The organism is Hymenobacter sp. ISL-91 (assembly GCF_018613725.1).
Classification (GTDB): Bacteria; Bacteroidota; Bacteroidia; order Cytophagales; family Hymenobacteraceae; genus Hymenobacter.
This window is the reverse complement of sequence record NZ_JAGGPS010000010.1, coordinates 143,804-161,276: the sequence shown is the minus strand read 5'-3', so window position 1 is coordinate 161,276 and position 17,473 is coordinate 143,804. Positions and strand designations below refer to the sequence as shown.

Below are 17,473 nucleotides of genomic sequence, written 5' to 3'. Positions count from 1 at the left end.
TTATCCACTAGAATTATATCAACCCTGCTTTGCAAACCACGCCCCAATATGGAGAATAACCTGCACATGGATTCCGCTGACCAGACACCACCCTCCCAGCCCAACCCCGACCCCGCTGCTCCGACTACCACGGACTCTGCAGACACTGGCACGGCAGCGGATCAAACTGCTCCGGCTACATCAACCCCTGCGGCCGACTTCGTCCCGCGCAGCGACCTGAGTTCTCTCAGCCGCCACGCCGAGGCCATCCGGGGCGAGCTGAGCAAGGTGATTGTGGGCCAGCGCGATTTGGCCGAGTTGCTGCTCACGGCTTTGCTGGCCGACGGCCACGTGCTGCTCGAAGGCGTGCCGGGCGTGGCCAAAACGCTCACTGCCAAACTGCTGGCCCGCACCCTCAGCGTGCCCTTCAGCCGCCTGCAGTTCACGCCCGACCTGATGCCCTCCGACGTGCTGGGCACTTCGGTGTTCCGGCCCCAGAAAGGTGAGTTTGAATTCCGGCCCGGCCCTATTTTCGCCAGCGTGGTGCTGATTGACGAAATCAACCGGGCCCCGGCCAAAACGCAGTCGGCGCTGTTTGAGGTGATGGAGGAGCGGCAGATAACCCAGGACGGCACCCGTTACCCGCTGCCCGCGCCGTTTATCGTGCTGGCTACCCAGAACCCCATCGAGCAGGAAGGCACTTACCGCCTGCCCGAAGCCCAGCTCGACCGTTTCCTGTTCAAGCTGAATGTGGGCTACCCCACCGTGGAGGAGGAAATTGCCATTCTGCAGGGCCACCACGCCGGTTTTGGCGGCACGCCGCTGGAGGCAGTGCAGGCCGTAGTATCGGCCGACGACTTGCGGCAGTTGCGCGAGCAGGTGCGCCGCCAGCACGTCGAGCCCAAGCTACTGGAGTACATTGCCCGCCTCGTGGGCCAGACCCGCGCCCACAAGGGCCTGTACCTGGGCGCCTCGCCCCGGGCCTCGCTGGCGCTGCTCAACGGCGCCAAAGCCCTGGCCGCCCTGCGGGGCCGCGACTTCATCACGCCCGAAGACATCCAGTACCTGGCTCCGGTAGTGATGCGCCACCGCATCCAGCTCACGCCCGAGCGCGAGATGGAAGGCGGCACCCCGGATGATGTAGTGAAGCAGATTCTGCAGCAGATTGAAGTCCCGCGGTAAGCACAAAGCGCGAAGAACGACACTCCCCTCCTTAGCTAAGGAGGGGACGCGGCGGCTTGGCCGCCGCTGGGGTGGTTGGCTCGTTGCTGATGTTGTTTGGTTGAACAGCTCGCCATGGCGTTGTTCACCGAATTAACCACCCCTAGCCCCTCCTTTCCAAGGAGGGGAACTAACTTCTAGCTCTAGTTTTACGGATGCAGCTTTTGCGCAGCTTTCTTCTCACCTCTCGCTTTTTCCTGGCTCTCGCAGCGTTGGTTATCGGGCTGACCGTGGCCTTTTTCCTGCCGGGCTGGCTGGTGCCGCTGCAGCTGGCGCTGGGTTTGCTGGCGCTGCTGACGCTGCTGGATGCGGTACTACTCTACGGCACCGGTGGGGGCGTGTTCGGGCGGCGGGTGCTGGGCGATAAGCTGGCCAACGGCTCCGACAACGACGTGGCCCTGTACCTCGAAAACCGCTACCGCTTCCCGCTCCAGACGCAAACCATCGACGAGGTGCCGCACCAGTTTCAGCGGCGCGACGTGCTGTTTCGCGCCGCCGTGCAGCCAGGAGAGACGAGCGTGATTCGCTACCAGCTGCGGCCTACCAAGCGGGGCGAGTACGAGTTTGGGGCCCTGAACGTGTACGTGGCCTCGCCACTGGGGCTGGTGCGGCGGCGGTTCCGGTTTGATGAAAACCGCGTGGTGCCGGTGTATCCGTCGTTTTTGCAGATGCGGCAGTACGAGCTGCTGGCGGCCAGCAACCGCCTCACGGAGGTGGGCGTGAAGCGCATCCGGCGGGTGGGCCAGAGTCTGGAGTTCGACCAGATCCGGCCCTACGTACCCGGCGACGACCCGCGCCGCATCAACTGGAAGGCCACCGCCCGCCGCACCACCACGCCCGAAGCCGCCGACGCGCTGGCCGTAAATCACTACCAGGATGAGCGCGCCCAGCAGGTGTACTGCCTCATTGATAAGGGCCGGGTAATGCGCATGCCCTTCGAGGGCCTGAGTTTGCTCGATTACGCCATCAACGCCACGCTGGTCGTCAGCAACATTGCCCTGCGCAAGCACGACAAGGCCGGGCTCATCACTTTCTCGCACCAGCCCGGCACGCTGGTGCCCGCCGACCGCCGCAGTGGCCAGCTGCGCCAGCTGCTGGAGGTGCTCTACCGCCAAAAAACCAAGTACCTCGAAACCGATTACGAGCGCCTTTACCTCACGGTGCGCCACCAAATCAGGCAGCGTAGCCTGCTGATTATGTTCACCAATTTCGAGACGCTCTACGGCATGCAGCGCCAGCTGCCCTACCTGCGCCGGCTGGCCAAAAGCCACCTGCTGCTGGTCGTGTTCTTCGAAAACACCGAGCTGAGCGCCTACCTGAACGCCCCCGCTACCACCACCCAGGAGGTGTACAACCAGACCGTAGCCGAAAAATTCGCCCAGGAAAAGCGCCAGATTGTGCGCGAGCTGAACCAGTACGGCATCCACGCCCTGCTCACCGCCCCGCAAAACCTCACGGCTAACACCATCAACAAGTACCTGGAGTTCAAGGCCCGGGGGTTGATTTGAGGGGATTAGGGATTAGGGATTAGGGATTAGGGAAAGAACGTCATTCAGAGCGAAGCGAAGAATCTCGCTTGAGTCGTTTATCGGTAATCGTTCAACGAGCCCGAGCGAGATTCTTCGCTCCGCTCTGAATGACGTTCTCCTAACTGACAACTGGCAACTGACAACTGGCAACTGGCACCCAGCAACTGATAGCCTAACTTCGCAGTACCACCCGCCTGCCTTGCCCATGCGTTCATTTCTGCTGCTGCTTGTATTTCTGCTGGCCCGCCCGGGGTTCAGCCAGCCCACCGCCGATACCCGCAACCTGCTGCCGGTGCCCACCACCGTGCGCTGGGGCACGGCCACGCTGAAGCCCAAAACCGCGCTGCGGCCGCAGTTTCAGGGCCCGCCCGACTCGCTTACCGCCGCCGCCGTAACCCGCACCTTGGCGCGGCTGGGGCTGAACGTGCCAGCCAGAAATCAATCGGCGGCTTCGCTGCCGCTGCAAATCAACTTTGGCAAGGTGGGCCGGGCCGAGCTGTTCGACGAGGAGCGCTACAGCCTGCGCGTAACGCCCAGCGGCATCACGATTGACGCGCCCACCAGCCTGGGCGTGCTGCGGGCGCTGGCCACGCTGGAGCAGCTGCCCCAGGCCACCGGCCGCAACGTAGTGCTGCCCGAAGTGGACATCCAGGACCAGCCGCGCTTTGCCTGGCGGGGGCTGCTGATGGACGTGGCCCGGCACTTTATGCCCGTCAGCGTTATCAAGCGCAACCTCGATGCCATGGCGGCCGTCAAGCTCAACGTGCTGCACTGGCACCTTTCTGATGACCAGGGCTTTCGGGTGGAAAGCAAGACGCTGCCCCGCCTGCACGAAGTGAGCGGGCAGTACTACACCCAGGATGAGGTGCGCGAGGTGCTGCGCTACGCCGCCGCCCGCGGCATTCGGGTGCTGCCCGAGTTCGACGTGCCCGGCCACACCATTGCCTGGCAGGCGGCCTACCCCATTCTGGCCTCCGGCGACACGCTCTACAAAACCGTGTACCAGAGCTGGCGCTTGGCCAACGTGGCCTTCGACCCCACCAAGGAAACCACTTACAAGCTGCTCGATACGCTGTTTGGCGAGATGACAGCCCTGTTTCCCGACCCCTACTTCCACATCGGGGGCGACGAAAACGACGGGCGGCAGTGGCGGGGCAACCCGCGCATTATGGCGTTTGCCAAGGCGAAGAAGATGCTGAAATCCGATGGCAAAACCCTCGACAAGCACGCGCTGCAAACCTACTTCAACCGCCGGGTGCTCACCATCCTCACCAAGTACCACAAGCAGATGGTGGGCTGGGACGAAATCCTGGGCCCCGGCCTGCCCAAGAATGCCGTAATCCAGAGCTGGCGGGGCAAAAAGGGCCTCTACGACGCCGCCAAAGCCGGCAACCCAACCATTCTTTCCAACGGCTACTACCTCGACCTGAACCTGTCGGCCGCCAACGCCTACGGCACCGACCCGCTGCCGGCCGACAACCCGCTGACTCCGGCGCAGCAGAAGCTGATTCTGGGCGGGGAGGCCGCCATGTGGAGCGAGTTTGCCGACAGCGTCATCGTGGATTCGCGTATCTGGCCCCGCGCCGCCGCCGTGGCCGAGCGGCTATGGTCGGCCCGCGACGTGAACAACACCGCCGACATGTACCGCCGCCTGGCTGCCGTGTCGCGGCAGCTGGAGGGGCTGGGGCTGCAACACCGCAGCGCCCCCGAGCAGCTGCTGCGGCAGCTGGCCGGCCCCACCGACGTGGGCCCGTTGCGCACGCTGGCTCAGGTGCTGGAGCCCGTCAAGGAGTACAAGCGCCACTTCCAGGGCTTCACCTACACGCCCAGCACGCCCCTCAACCGCCTCGTCGATGCCGCCCCGGCCGAATCGGACGTGGCCCGCAACTTCAATTGCCGGGTCGATTCGCTGCAGGACGCCATGAAGGCCACCGATGCCCGCGGGCCGGTGTTTGCCATGCTAGCCAGCCGCCGCAACGCCCTGGCCATGCGCCAGCAGCTGCAAACCTGGCAGGCCAACAACTCCCGGCTCATTCCGCTGCTGGCCGCCTCCCCCACTCTCACCGAATACGCCCCGCTCTCAGCCGCCCTAAGCGCCGCCGCCGCCCTGGGCCTGGAGCGGCTGGCGCTGCTGGAGAAGCAGCAGCAACCCGACGCTGAGTGGCAGGCCAGCGCGCTGAAACAACTCAACGCGCTGAATAAGCCGGCCGGCCAAACGGAGCTGGCGGTACTGCCAGTTATTCGGCGGCTGGTGGAGCTGCGGTAGTTAAACTTAGTTTAATCAATGAATATCAGTTGCTTTAACGGATTTTCATTTCTCATAATATATTTTTTATTAATTTGCAAATTACCAATAATATCTTTAAACAAATCACCTTTGCATTTATTCAATCTATCATTTGATAATGCAATTTGATACTTATAAATAAATCTATCATCAACGTAAACTATGCAATAGCCTTTGTAGGCCATTGCATTATAAGTAAATTCAATGTTTCGTTCATATGCAAAATCATGTTGAAAAATTAGCTGTTTCAATGTATCAGCACCTTGAACAGCAAACCCATCAAAGGCTTTTTTACTTATTCCGCGAGCAAAAGCATTGTAATCGAGCGAGTCAATATCTTTTTGAATTCTAGCGAATGTTATACGTTCTATACTATCCCTGCTATTAGGTGGCAAAAGAGCAAGTTCATGTTCTCTAGGTTGAGCCTTCCAACCATAAGGAGCGCATATAATTTCTTGACCAATTTCAAATACGACCCAGTCTGCTAATTCAGGACTTTTTATTTCGTGTTCGACATTAAAAGCAGTTATATCAAGAGTATCACTCGCTGTTTGAGTTTGAACCGGCTGTTCCAATCTCACGTCTGGCCGACATTGTGTTAAAATAGTGAACATGAGTAGGAAGAATGCTCGTCTGGCCCAGCCGTTTAATTTGTTGTAATCCATAAGAGTGCGAGGTTCTATAATTCATCCTAAAACAGCACCGCCACCTGCATGCGGCCGGTGTGGATGGCGCTTAGGCCCTGAGGCTTGCGGCCGTCGTAGGCCAGCGTGATGTTGAGGCCGTTGCTTAGGCGCTGCTCCAGGTTCAGGTTCCAGGTGAAGTTGGTGCCGGGCCGCAGGGCATTGAGAATTTCCAGGCCCACAAGGCTCAGCTGGTTGCCCGTGAAGCCTACGCCTACGTAGCGCCCGGTGGCTGACACAGTACGCTTGCCCACCTGACTGATGCGGGTTTCGAGGCCCAGTTCGTGGAAGGTGCCCTTCGTGCCCACATCGGAGCCGGCCAGGTTGCGCTTGGTGCTGAACAGGTAGGTGGTGGTGAAGCGCCAGACGGTGGACGGCTGGTAGCTTACTTCGGGCGCCAGCTCGTACTGCTCGACCCGGAAATTGCGCGTTTCCAGGTAGCTGGATTGGTTTTCGCGGATGGCGCGGGTGCCGTTGAGCCGGCCCGTGAACGAGCGGGCCAGCGTGCGGCGCAGCAGCAGGTTCTGGCTGGCCAGGTTGCGCGTGTCGAATCCCTGCGTCAGCAGCACTTTCTGCTGGGTTTGCTGCACCGTGAACTCGGCCCCGAAAATGGGGTTCGAGCGGTTGAAGTACAGCGTGTTGCGCAGCAGCTTGTTGAGGCTCAGCAGCAGCGCATCATCAGTCTGAAAGGCGAAGGGGTTGAGGCGGGCGTTAAGCGTATTTTCGGTGCTTTTGCGGTCGAGCGTGACGGTGGTGAGCGTGCTGAAGCGGCCCAGCAGCTCGCGCCAGCCGCTAGCCTCGCGCCACTCGCGCGGAGCCGAGAGCGTGAGGCGGTAGCTGAAGCGGTTGGTGAAGGCGGGCAGGTAGTCGTCGGTGGGCAGAAACACCTTGATGTAGGTGCGGAACTGCGCGTCGGGCGTCTGGGCCTCGAAAAACTCGTTTTTCTGCTGCAAGCCGTCGCCGTCCAAATCGTTCCAGTAGTGGGTGCCCTGGCCGTTGGGCACTGCCAGGTAGGCGAAGTCGCGGCGCAGCTCGCGGCCGGTGGCCACGGCGTAGCTCAGCTCCGAGCGCAGCGTGTTCTGCCAGAAGCTAGCGTTCCAGTCGAGCTTGCCCAGCACCGTCCGGTCGCGCACGAAGCCGGGCGCGGGGGCGCCGGGGCGCGACTGGCCCACGGTGTCGCGGGCGCTCAGGTCGCGGTAGGTGGCCAGGATATTGAGGTCTTGGGTGGCACTCAGGTGCGAGTTGAGCGTAGCCTGCCAGGTGTGGGCCCGGCCCCGCTCGCGCAGCTCCGTGCGGTCGATGTTAGGCGTCTGGTCGCGGCGAAAGCTATAATCAGCCCGAAACTTAATGCGGGCCGTGTCGCGGCTCTGCACAAACAGCGCGTGCTCGTCGTAGTAGTTGGCCGACGTGAGCGAGTCGCCAGCGGGGCGGGCCACCCGGTTTTTGTCGAAGCGGTAGGCGTAGCCGGGCTCCAGGGCGCCGCCCACGTAGCGGGCGGCCGCCTCGCCCCGGGCCCAGCGCGATTCGCGCCGGCCAGCTTCCGAGTTCAGCAGAAACAGGTTGCCCCGCAGCTGCAGGCGGCCAAACTGGTGGGCAGCATCGAGCCAGTGCTGCACGCCGCTCACCTCGCCGGCCCGGTAGCGGCGGCTCAGGCGGTAGCCCAGGGCATTATTGGCATCCTTTATCAGCCCCAGGCCGGCATTAAAGATGTTTTCTTCGCGGGGCGTCTGGTTGTTGCTGATGAGCGTGTTATCGGTGCTCCAGTTGCGGTCAAACTCAATGTCGCGGTACCGGTCGATGGGCGTGAAGCGGCGGCTGGTGTACTCGTAATCGACGTTGCTGCGCAGCCGGTAGCCCGTGAGGCCCGGCAGGTTTACGGCGCGGTTCTGCACCACGTAGCCCACCCGCATGGCCTGGCCTTTCTCGCCCTCGTTGGCAAAACGGTTCAGCTCCAGCTCCGAGGAAGCCAAATCCACGAACACGGTGGCCGTTGAGTCGAGGGCGTAGCTGGTGCCTACCGTTAGCAGTTGCTTTTTGAGCGGCGTGGGCAGCACCCGCACCGGCTCGTAGCTGCCGCGGTTGGTACCCACGAAAGTGTACACGCGGCCGTTGGCGTTGGCCTCTCCGGGCGTGGTGCCCAGGTTGTACGAGCCGCGGCCGGGCCCCAGGTTGGTAAACTGCACATTGTACACCAGCGCCAGCGTATCGAGCGGCGGATACACGAACACGCGGGTGGGCAGGCCCGTGGCGGGGTCGGGCAGCGTTTCGCGGCGGTACTGAATCTGGCGCCGGTCGTAGGGCACGAGCGTGTCGCCGGGAGCCGTTACGCGGCTCACGTTGCCGCTGCGGCGCAGTAGGGCCTTCTGGCCGTCGTTGAGGGTGAGGTTGGGCGAGTTGTCGGGGTTGTCGGCTTCGCGGTAGAAGTTGGCGTGCACCTGCAGGCGGCCCAGCTGCTGGTAGTGGCTGGCCTGCACCAGCGAGCGGGCGTAGTTGAAGTCGGAATACTCGTAATCGACCTTGATACGGGTGTTGCTGGTGATGAGGTGGCGGGGCGAAAACGTGAGCTCGGCCTGGTTGTAGTCGATGATGTAGTCGGCATCGAACCCGCGCACCAGCAGCCGGCCATCGAGGTACACGCGCTCGGAGTTGGCCAGCACGATGATGAACTGCTCGCCGTTGGGCCCGCGCAGTCGGTACGGCCCCTGCACGTTCTCCAGAGGCGCAATATCGATGCTGGCAAACTTGCCCTTGGCCCCGCCCGCCGCCACCGAGGTAGTGGCAAATGCCTCGCCCTTGGCCACCGACAGCAGCGGCTGCCGCGCTCCGGCTTCCCGGCGCGTGGTTACGCTCTGGCTCTGGCTGGCTGCGTTGGGGCCGATGCCGTTGGGCGTCAGGGTCCCGTCCCGCGGCGCGTAGGGGTCAGGGGTGCCGGCTGGATTGAGGCCGGGCTGTTGCTGGCCCGAGCCGGCAGCCGGAGGCACGGTAGTCGGGCTCGTAATAAAGGTGCCGGTGCTGCCACCCGCCGCGTTGGGGTACTGGAACAGCTGCTGGTTGCTGATGCCCGCCCCGGCCCCGCCGCCGAAACCGCCGGCCGGCAGCTGCCCGAAATTCACCTCGCCGGCCCCGCCCTGGATGTTTTTATAGTAGCGCAAGAAGTAATCGGGCTTGTTGCGCAGCACCACGTCGCCGGCCGTCAGGCTCCAGCGTGGGTTGGTGAGGGTGATGTAAATCCGGTCGAACTCCTGGAGCTGCTGGGTGTTACCCTCGGGCTGAAAGGGCACATTCTGGTCGGATATGGCCGCCGTCAGGTCAATATTGTCGGTCAGCTTGCCTTCGAGCTGCAGGTTGAGCGAGGAGTTGACGAACACGTTCTGGGCATTACCAAACGAGACGCCCCGCGACAGATTACCGGTTTTGTTGATGCCCGGCGTGCTCAGGATCTGCTCCTTCACCGAGAAATCCTGCACACCGAACGCCGGCCGCCGCCACAGCTCGAGCGTATCGAGCAGGCTGCGGGGCCGCCGGAAGCGGGGTTCGGCCAGCCGCAGCGGCAGCACTCGGTAGCACACCCGCACCGAGTCGGGCCCGGCGGGCGGCAGCACAATATCGGGCCGGCCGGGCTCGGGGTTGGGGAAGCGCGAACTGGGCCGCACGTAGCGGTAGCGGTTGGTAACAGGGTCGTAGGCCACCGAGCGGCCGTTCAGGCTCACGGAGGCCGGCACCACGGTCAGCGTATCGGGCAGACTAAACAGCGTAGTATCCCCCTTTACGGCCAGCCGCACCCACACGCAACGTTGGGTACTGGGGGGCGCATCGGGGGTGGTAGCGGCGGGCACTGCCGGGCGCTGCTGGGCCAGCGCGGCAGCCGGCAACAGCAGCCACAGCAATGCCAGCAGCAACCTCCACAGGCGGCCGGTAGCGTTGGCACATGCTAATGCAGGATTAGAGGTCATCCATTCCAGAGGATTTTTCTGCGCAGCTATTACTTACTTAACGCCGAGTCGAAGGGCAACGTCTGCCAATGCGGATAAAATCCGTAGCTACTGCCGATTTGCTCCCGCCGCAGCGCAGGTCGGCAGCGCCAGCCCTGTTTTTCACTTTCCGCATCCCCTACCCCGCCAACGGCAGTTCAATATAAAAGCGGGTGCCTACGCCTTCCTCGGTTTCAAACCAGATGTGGCCACCGGCACTTTCGATACCGCGCCGGGCCACGGCCAGCCCAATACCCGAGCCGGTTTCCTTGGTCGTGAAGTTGGGGACAAATATCTGGGGCTGTACCTCAGCGGCAATGCCAGTGCCGTTGTCGGCAATGCAGATGCGCACCCGCCCCTGGCCCGGCTCGTCGCCTAAGGGCTCCAGAATAGCCACCACCTCGGGAGTACGCCCCTCCGGCACCGACTGCAACGCGTTTATAAGCAGGTTATTGAATGTGCGCACCAGCAGGCTTTCGTCGGCAAACACCACATACTGATCGGGGGCCGTAACGGGCGGCAGCGCGAGGCGGATACCGCCCCCGCCGGGCCGGCTTTGGTGCAGGTGCACGCAACGGCGCAGAATAGGCACCACGTCGAGCCGCTCGGGGCGCATGGCAGGCAGGTTGGTAAAATTGCTGAACGAGGTGGCAATATCGGTCAGCACATCAATCTGAGTGATAAGCGTTTGCGAAACTTTGGTAAGCAGCTCCTCCAGGTTGGGGCGCCGGTCCTGAATGGCACGCTGCAAGAATTGCAAACTCAGCTTCATGGGCGTGAGCGGGTTCTTGATTTCGTGGGCTACCTGCCGGGCCATTTCGCGCCAGGCGGCTTCCTTCTCCTGAATGGCCAGCTCCTCCTTGCTCTCGTCCAGCTTCAGCAGCATCTGGTTGTACTCGCGCACCAGCAGCCCAATTTCGTCCTCCGACTCGTAGGCCAGCATCTCGTTCTGGCCCGTGAGCGTGGTTTGGCGCAGTTTTTCAGTCAGCAGCTTGAGTGGCTCCGTTAGCAGGCGCGAAGCCAGGAAGGCCAGCCCCAGAAACAGGATAAACATGAGTGTGAAGATGTTGAGCACGGTGCTCACCAGCTCCGTCAGCTTGTTGTCGAGGTCCTTCTCCGAATCGAAAAACGGGATGCCCACGTAGCCGAGTACCGGCCCGGGGCGGCCATCCTGCACCACGCTGGAGCGCAACGGCAGGTACAGCGCGTTGAACGAGAGGGTACCGGCCTGCTCCGTAAGCAGGGCCCGGGGCTGCCCGTCTTCGCTGAGCTCCGTGATGGCCCGCGGGTTCATAAGGGTACTCAGCAGGCTGGCCTCAAAAATAAGCGGCTGGCTGCTCACGAGCAGTTCGCCGCGGGCGTCGTATAGGTTGAGGTCGGTTTCGGTGAGCGAGGCTACGTTTTCGGCCAGTTCCACGAGGTCGGCCCGGTTGGCATCTTCGGCCAGCAGGGCGCGGTTTTTCAGCAGGTTTTCCTGCACCGCCTGGCCCCGGCGCAGGTACGAGCGAAGCAGGTCGCGCTTGTACGAGCTGGTTACCTGGCCGGCAATGGCGGCACTTACCACCACCAGCGGCACCAGCACGCCCAGGTTCAGAAACACCTGAATTTTGGTACTGAAATTTGTGCGCAGCATGGAACGGTAGCGCCCACGGGCCAGCAGCACAGCCCCCATCAGCAGCAACCAGCAGAAGCTGTAGAGCAGGAATAGAAACGAGAAATTAGCCAGCCAGCCCGTAAATGAGTACGTGGCCGTCGTGACAACCACTAGCCGGTCGGATTTACCGGTCCCGCGCACGGCCAGGTGGTGGTAGCCATTCAGCACGAGGCCCGTGGTGTACAGGCGCGGATCATCAAAGAGGCGGGGCAGCAACTCGTTGACGTAATCGAAGTCGCCTTCGCTGTACACCAATTGGTTTTTCTCGAAGCCCGCATAGCTCAGGTCGGTACCCAGCTGGGGTTGAAAGAATTTCTGATCGACCAGTAGCTCGGGCACTACGCTATTAGCCGTCAGCTTTTTCAGCGTCAATTCCAGCGCAATCGTGCTGTTGCCCTGCTCAGGCTCGGGGGCGGGCACGGCAATAAAGGCTACGTAGCGCCGCGAATCGAAGGCGCGGTTGCCGTCGCGCACCAGGTAGATGTTGGGGTAGTCGGTGGGGCTGGCGTTGCGCAGCAGATAGTCGCGGGTCGTTTGCAGGTTGCCCCCAATGGCCACGCCCCGCCCCTCGGGCCGGAACAGCAGCACCCGCACCTCATACTTGTCGAAGTAGTCGCGCAGGTAGTACTTTACTACCTTTTGCTTGATGAGGTCGAGATTGACAAAGGGGCTGGCCAGCATCGTGCGCAGTACTGGGTCGCGGGCCATTTCACCACCGCGCTCCACTAGCAGGTATTCACCCTGCAAATCGTTGTCAGTTAGTAGGTTGGAAGACAGACTTTGCTTGTTGAGCGTGAGTTGACGGTTGAAATGCTCGTAGAGGGCCAACGCCCCCACAGCCGAGCTGAGGCCCAGCAGCACAAACACAAACAGGTATACCTGGTAGGGCAGCGCAGCAGCGGCCGGCACCAGCCCTGTGAGCCGAAGTCCCAGAAAAAAGGCGAGAGTGAACCCCAGCAGCGTACTGTGTACCAGTTGTAGACCCAGGCCAGCCGCCAGAAACACCACGGCCGAAAGCAACAGCAGCCCCGCTCCTAGGTAGCGCGTGGAAGGCCGCACCACCCGCACAAACACCTGCGACAAAAGATAAAAGCCTACCACGTAGCTGCCGGTATGCAGCACAATAGCCAGACCCAGTACTACCTTAAACGGGCTCACCTGAATGTCCTGGGTGATATCGAGCAACAGTTGCGAGTTGCTGAAGCTGCTGCTGTAAAAATCGTAGAGCAGTTCCAGCAGCCCATAGAAGCCCAGCACCGCGCCGGTACCCAACGCCACGCGCAGCTGCCAGCGGTGCAGCCGCTCTACCCGGCGCGGCAGGCCGTAGCGCCGAAACAGCCGCAGCCCGTACCAGGCGGCTCCGGCGAGCAGCAGCGCGTTCAGCAGCAAGTCGCCCAACGAAGGAGAAAGCCAGGAGGCGGCGTACACCCGCGGATCGAAGAGCCGGAACTCCAGCAGCGAAAACGGCAGACTTAGCTGCAGCATGACTGCGCGCAGGGCCAGCACCGGCAACAGTACCAGCAATACGCCGGCCAATGCCTGGCCCCGGGCAAACTGCCGGCGGGCCCATAGCAGCCAAGCCGCCACGTAGGCGCCTACGCCCAGCAGCAGCAGCGCCAGCGGCAGGTATTTGCCCGTAATGGCATCGGCCTGCAGGCTTTCCACCGAAAACAGGTAGTTGCCCTCGTTCGATACCACCCGGGGGCGGCCCGTATCGGTTTTCTCTACCACCAGCCGCACGCTCAGGCCCTGGAAAATACCCTGGCCGTTGCCGTCGCGCAGGTAGCGGTTACTGATGCCGTAATTGATTTCGAGCGGGATGTACGTTAGCAGCACGTACGGCCCCTCGGCGTGGCGCAGCACCAGAAACTTACCGAACCGGGTTTCCAGCAGCCGCTCGTGGTAACGTTGGGTGGCCTGCTCCACATCAGGGCGCACCGCGTGGTCGGACCAATACAGCAGCTGCTCGTTGCGGAACACGAACGTCGGATAGGTCGTGTGGCTCGTCAGGCTGCGGAAGTCCACCCGGTCGGTAGCCAGGCGCTGCAGTACATCCGTCGACTCCCGCTCGCCCGTCATCTCGGCTTCCATCAACACCTCCTGTAGCCGGGTAGCCGAGGCCTGCAGTATCAGCTTGGGGTCTTGGCCGTAGCGGTTGCTCGCGTACGCCCCCACAAAGCACAGCGTTGCCAGCAACAGCAGCCAGCGCGGAAGATTACGACGAAGTTTCAAACAGTTACCATAAGTAAGGTAGTGCAGTAAACCTACAACCTTAGGGCCAAAAAAAACGCCCCCCGAAGGCGGCGTATAGTTTAACGGTTTTGCCGGCAGTAACTGTACCGCTAGCGGCCCGGGCCGGCCTCAGCATAGCCCGGGTTATACTCCACACCACCAAACAGATAGAGCATCAGTGTACGGGAGTAACGCAGGTTAAAAGGCGTCATCAGCACGGCTACCACTGCTACGGCCGTAACGTACACCCACGTATCGGGGTCGCCGAGTAGGTAGTATACCAGCGCGCCAATCACAAGCATCATACCCGTCGAGAAGCCAAAACTGATGTACATGGCGCCCCAGTAGAAACCCGGCTCGGGTTCGTAGGCCTGGCCACATACCGGACACTGGGCGGGCATTTCGGTGAAATGGGCCAAGTTGAGGGCCGAATGCGTGAACAGTGGGCCACGGCGGCAACGCGGGCAGCGCTGCTGCACAACGCCCGCCAGCATCGAGCCAGCTGCCACCGGATATTCTTTATAGGCCATCTTGAGCGGCTTTTTTCTTCTTCTGCTGGACAGTATGGCGGTACCAGAAAAAGCCCACGCTGCCAATCAGCAGGTACGGAATGGCCATCAGGTACACAATGCCCTTGTTGAGGCCCGTGGTATCATAGCTATCCTTGTCTTTGCCACCCGATACCAACTGGGTTTTGCACAGCGTGCATTGGGCCTGGGCGGGCGCGGGCACCAGCACACTCAGCAGCAAGGTTACCAGCAGAGCTAACAGCCCCGTTACAGCAAATTTCTTCATGGCGTTGAGATGATAAACGTGTCTTTGTATAACTCTGAAACCTGCCCCGAAGGTTCGGCCGAAACTCCTTCTAAGAACTGTAGTAGGGCGAAATCATGAAATACACAATCACCCCGGTCACCGACACATACAGCCACACCGGATACGTCCAGCGGGCAATACGGCGGTGTTTCTGAAACTGCTCGGTGAGGGCGAAATAGAGCGTGAACAGCACCAACCCCACCGTAGCGGCGGCCAGCACAATATGCGTCAGCAGAATGAAGTAATATATGCCCCGAATCAGGCCCTGGCCCCCAAACGTGGTGCTGGTCACCTGCGAATGGTAGGCCACATACGACACCAGAAATAACGAGCCCAGCAAGAAAGCCAGCCCCATCATGGCGCGGTGCCGGGTCACCTGCTTGTTGCGGATGAAGTAATAGCCCAGCATTAGGCAAACCGCCGTCAGCGAATTGAGCCCGGCATTTACGGCGGGCAATGCTTTCACGTTGAGCCCCGGAATAACGAATACGCCGGGAAAAAAGTACAGCACAGCTACTGCCAGGGGCACAACAGCACCGAGCACAGCGGCCAGCACTTTGTACTTGGCAGCACCAGCAGCAGAATTGACAAGCGGATCAGGGGTGGTCATAGATGTACAGCAGTACGCTGATTTCAGTGATGAGCCGGTTCATATCCCGCTCGCTGGTGCCATTGTAGCGCCCCCGTACGTAGCCGTCGCGGTCTACAAGCAACACAACAAGTGGGTAAGCACCGGCACTGCTACTAGTGGTGGAAGGCAGGAGCTGCAGTTCCTGGTTTAATAACCGGTTTACTGTGCTTTCGTTTCCGGTCAGAAAAAACCATTTGCCGGCAATAGCCCCTGCCTGTTCGGCATAGCGTGCGGCGGCAGCCGCCGAGTCGGGGCTGGTGAGCACCGAGGCCAGACGCACGCGAGGTTCCTGCCGGTATTTCTCCTGCAGCCGCACTAGTTGGGCCGTCTGGCGCTGACAGTCGTTCGGGCAGCCGGGAGGCAGGGCGCTCAATACGTAAAGGCCCTGGGCCTTTAGCTCGGCACCGGTTACCTCGCGCCCGCCGGCACCTTCGCGCAGCCGAAACGGCCCAAGTTGGTGGTAAACAGTATCGCGCTGCCACTTTCCGGCCACCAGCGTCGAATCAACGCGTTCGGGCAGATAAAAGGGCAGCGCGTAACGGTTGGTACCGAAGCCTTTCAGAAACAGAAAAGCCAGGACCGGAACCAGCAACATCAGGCCCAACAGTAATACTTGTTGGGGCCGCATAGGCTAGAAAATAGCTTCGTGAATGGCGTTACCCTCGGTAATGAGTGCTACCAGCAGCCAGATCAATAGGCCCATCGGAATCAAAATCGTCCAGATCAGGCCTTTAGTTTCATGCTTTAAGTGCATGAACTCGGCCACGATGAAGAAAGCCTTGAAGATAGTCAGGATGATGAAAATCGAGTTGCGCAACGTGCTTGCAGGCATAACGAAGGCAATCAGGAATTCCAGCGCCGTAATGGCCGTGATAATCCAGAAGGTTTTCCAAATCCAGGCCGTGTTGGGCTTCGGAATCTCGCCGGGATGGGCCGGCATTTGGGTGGTGTGATTAGCCATGAGCGTAGAAAGAAACACAGCTGCCGACTAGCCGCCCCAGTGGGGGCCAGTCGGCAGCAGAGTCAGGAAAATTAAACCAGGTAGAAGAAGGTGAAGACAAACACCCACACCAAGTCAACGAAGTGCCAGTACAGGCCGATTTTCTCCACCATCTCGTAGTGGCCACGCTTCTCGAACGTACCGTTGGTGGTAGCGATAAAGCAGTAGATCAGCAGGCAGATGCCTGAGAATACGTGCGTACCATGGAAACCGGTGATGAAGAAGAACAGGTCGGCGAATAGCACGGGCCCATACTGGTTCATTGCCAGGTTGGCCCCGAAGAACCGCGTGCCGTCGTTCATCAGCGTACCCTCGTCGGTACCGGTGATGAAGTGGCTCCACTCCCAGGCCTGGCAGCTTACGAAGACAACTCCGAACAGGATAGTCCAGAGCAGCCACTTCTGCACGTCCTTCTTATCGAAACGCTGGCCAGCTTCTACGGCCAGTACCATCGTTACCGATGAGAAGATGAGAATCATCGTCATCAGGGCCACGAAGGCCAGTGGCAGATCGACACCGTGCAGCCCCGGGAAGGAGTTGAATACCTTTTCCGGAATAGGCCAGTAAGCAGTCGAGAACTCGAACGCCTCGGGCGAGCCGGTGTAAGGCTGGTACCGGTGGCGAATAAGGCCGTAGGTGGTCAGGAAGGCAGCGAACGTGAAGGCGTCCGACAGCAGGAAGAACCACATCATCAGCTTGCCGTAGCTGGCATTGAAGGGCTCATTGCCGCCGTCCCAGGTGCCGGTGCGCGGCTTGTCCAGGGCGGAATCGGAAATTGCCTGCGTCGTCGGGGAAATGGTGGACATAGCGTGCGGGGGAGTTTACAACAATCTAGTGGTTCAAAAGTAAGAACAAATACAGGTACAACCAAAGTACGCCCAGGAAGTGCCAGTAGATGGTAACGTTGCCAATGGAGAGCATCTGACGGGAATGCACCTGATACTTAAAGCTTTTCCGCACCACAACCAGCAGAAAGATAAGGCCCGTAATGAGGTGAAAAGCGTGGACTCCGGTTAATACATACAGAAATGAGCCGGAAGGGTTGGAGTCGGTGCCCGCAAAAAAGATACGACCGTCGACTAATTGCCCCCAAAGCAGCCACTGACCCACCAAAAACGCCATGCCCAATCCGAAAGTAAGCAGCAACGCCAGCCGCACCTGCTTAAGGTCGTCGCGGCGGGCAGCCACCCAGGCCCACTGCACCGTAGCCGAGCTCAGCAGCAGCACAACCGTGGTGTATAGGAAACCGGGAGGCAGGTTGAATTCCAGCCAGTTGCCTTCGTTGCGGCGCACAATGTAGGCGCTGGTGTAAGCAGCAAAAATCATGAAAATGCTGACCATCATCAGCATGAGCAGAAACCGGGTCGGATGTATTCCGGTAGCCGGCTCCTTGGTATTCAGGGCTTCGTTAGCAAGCATATGGTTGAATGTGTGAGTATGAGAGGTGAGAAGTAAGCAAGGCGTCGGAAC

At 60.7% G+C, this 17,473-nt stretch carries 13 protein-coding genes; 3 read left to right on the top strand and 10 right to left on the bottom strand.

The window, feature by feature from the left end; all coding sequences use genetic code 11:
- The first annotated feature begins 48 nt into the window (after positions 1 to 48).
- The 3 genes from J7E24_RS06195 to J7E24_RS06185 all read left to right on the top strand — a co-directional run bounded on the left by J7E24_RS06195 (position 49) and on the right by J7E24_RS06185 (position 4,995).
- On the top strand, positions 49 to 1,161 hold the full coding sequence (locus tag J7E24_RS06195; protein ID WP_251047048.1) for an AAA family ATPase: 1,113 nt from the start codon (positions 49 to 51) through the stop codon (positions 1,159 to 1,161).
- A gap of 194 nt (positions 1,162 to 1,355) precedes the next feature.
- Complete coding sequence (locus J7E24_RS06190) at positions 1,356 to 2,708, top strand: DUF58 domain-containing protein (protein ID WP_215136213.1); 1,353 nt, start codon at positions 1,356 to 1,358, stop codon at positions 2,706 to 2,708.
- A gap of 226 nt (positions 2,709 to 2,934) precedes the next feature.
- Positions 2,935 to 4,995, top strand: coding sequence for a beta-N-acetylhexosaminidase (locus J7E24_RS06185; RefSeq protein WP_215136211.1), 2,061 nt, complete (start codon positions 2,935 to 2,937; stop codon positions 4,993 to 4,995).
- An 11-nt stretch (positions 4,996 to 5,006) separates the two neighbouring features.
- Here J7E24_RS06185 and J7E24_RS06180 read toward each other — a convergent pair whose 3' ends face one another.
- The 10 genes from J7E24_RS06180 to J7E24_RS06135 form a co-directional block, all read right to left on the bottom strand.
- A complete protein-coding gene (locus J7E24_RS06180) occupies positions 5,007 to 5,681 on the bottom strand; it encodes a hypothetical protein (RefSeq protein ID WP_215136209.1) in 675 nt (224 codons plus the stop codon).
- A gap of 26 nt (positions 5,682 to 5,707) precedes the next feature.
- Positions 5,708 to 9,652 (bottom strand): hypothetical protein, encoded by a 3,945-nt coding sequence (locus J7E24_RS06175; RefSeq protein ID WP_215136207.1) that lies wholly within the window; start codon positions 9,650 to 9,652, stop codon positions 5,708 to 5,710.
- A gap of 157 nt (positions 9,653 to 9,809) precedes the next feature.
- A complete protein-coding gene (locus tag J7E24_RS06170; RefSeq protein ID WP_215136205.1) occupies positions 9,810 to 13,556 on the bottom strand; it encodes a sensor histidine kinase in 3,747 nt (1,248 codons plus the stop codon).
- Between the two features lie 110 nt (positions 13,557 to 13,666).
- Entirely contained in the window at positions 13,667 to 14,086 is a 420-nt protein-coding gene (locus J7E24_RS06165; protein ID WP_251047047.1) for a DUF983 domain-containing protein, read from the bottom strand.
- Complete coding sequence (locus tag J7E24_RS06160; protein ID WP_215136203.1) at positions 14,076 to 14,351, bottom strand: hypothetical protein; 276 nt, start codon at positions 14,349 to 14,351, stop codon at positions 14,076 to 14,078. The genes J7E24_RS06165 and J7E24_RS06160 overlap by 11 nt, the downstream gene beginning before the upstream one ends.
- 70 nt (positions 14,352 to 14,421) lie before the next feature.
- On the bottom strand, positions 14,422 to 14,982 hold the full coding sequence (locus J7E24_RS06155; RefSeq protein WP_215136201.1) for a DUF420 domain-containing protein: 561 nt from the start codon (positions 14,980 to 14,982) through the stop codon (positions 14,422 to 14,424).
- A complete protein-coding gene (locus J7E24_RS06150; RefSeq protein WP_215136199.1) occupies positions 14,969 to 15,631 on the bottom strand; it encodes a hypothetical protein in 663 nt (220 codons plus the stop codon). Before J7E24_RS06150 ends, J7E24_RS06155 begins: the two co-directional genes overlap by 14 nt.
- 3 nt (positions 15,632 to 15,634) lie before the next feature.
- A complete protein-coding gene (locus J7E24_RS06145) occupies positions 15,635 to 15,964 on the bottom strand; it encodes a cytochrome C oxidase subunit IV family protein (RefSeq protein ID WP_215136197.1) in 330 nt (109 codons plus the stop codon).
- 71 nt (positions 15,965 to 16,035) lie between these two features.
- Positions 16,036 to 16,809, bottom strand: a complete 774-nt coding sequence (locus tag J7E24_RS06140) for a cytochrome c oxidase subunit 3 (RefSeq protein WP_215136195.1) — start codon at positions 16,807 to 16,809, stop codon at positions 16,036 to 16,038.
- A gap of 25 nt (positions 16,810 to 16,834) precedes the next feature.
- Positions 16,835 to 17,422 (bottom strand): heme-copper oxidase subunit III, encoded by a 588-nt coding sequence (locus tag J7E24_RS06135; RefSeq protein ID WP_215136193.1) that lies wholly within the window; start codon positions 17,420 to 17,422, stop codon positions 16,835 to 16,837.
- Positions 17,423 to 17,473: the final 51 nt, after the last annotated feature.